At 40.8% G+C, this 775-nt stretch carries 1 pseudogene; it reads right to left on the reverse strand.

Going from position 1 to position 775, the window contains the following annotated elements:
* Positions 1-201 precede the first annotated feature (201 nt).
* A pseudogene (locus ACS8FD_RS19520) lies at positions 202-775 on the reverse strand (sodium:proline symporter); the annotation flags it as partial.

Genomic DNA, 775 nt, shown 5'->3' on the forward strand with positions numbered 1-775 from the left:
TTTGATGTCACGATAAGTCGCAGTACAAATCAAAACCAGTACACCAAGTGTAATTGCAGGCCAAATTAAAATATATAAGCCATAAATAAAGACGTTGTCCATGATATCTCCTTATAGTATTTATAAATATGGGGTTTAAGAGCAATCGACGATCAGCTATCTACCGACCATCGTTGTCTAACCATCATTACCTAAGATGATCTATACTTTCGCATTTGGTATTTTTGATACTTTAGCTTTTTTATCATAGTCACCAACACGCTTTTTAATCAGCTCAAAATCAAAACGTTCATTGCCCATTAGACTGACGATGACACAGACGATGGTACTAGCGCCATAAGCCGTTAGTGAGGCGAGTAGGACCATATATTGACGTAAGAAGCCAGTAGCGAAAATGAGCATCAGTACCAGCGTAATAGCTGCCGCTAACATACCGATTTTACGGCCTAAGAAGCCAAATACCATTAGTCCAATCACGACTGCGGCGCCAACACTTGCTAATACTTCAAAGAATAAAGCCGTGTAACCAATGATCGGCAAAAGCTCAAAGCGAGCTATACAGAAAAACAGCAAACCGATAATGACCGCAGAGGTGAAAGCGGTATTGGTCACACGATTCCAAAATACACTGGCTATCACAGGGAAGACAATTGCACCCCACAATGCACCTACGAATACCAACATCACTAAAATATCTAGCTTAAAGCTAGCAAAGATCAGACCAGCAGCAGTGGCAATAATCATGGTACTACGACCAACCAGCATCATAGTCTTA

Source organism: Psychrobacter sp. 1U2, from assembly GCF_051847575.1.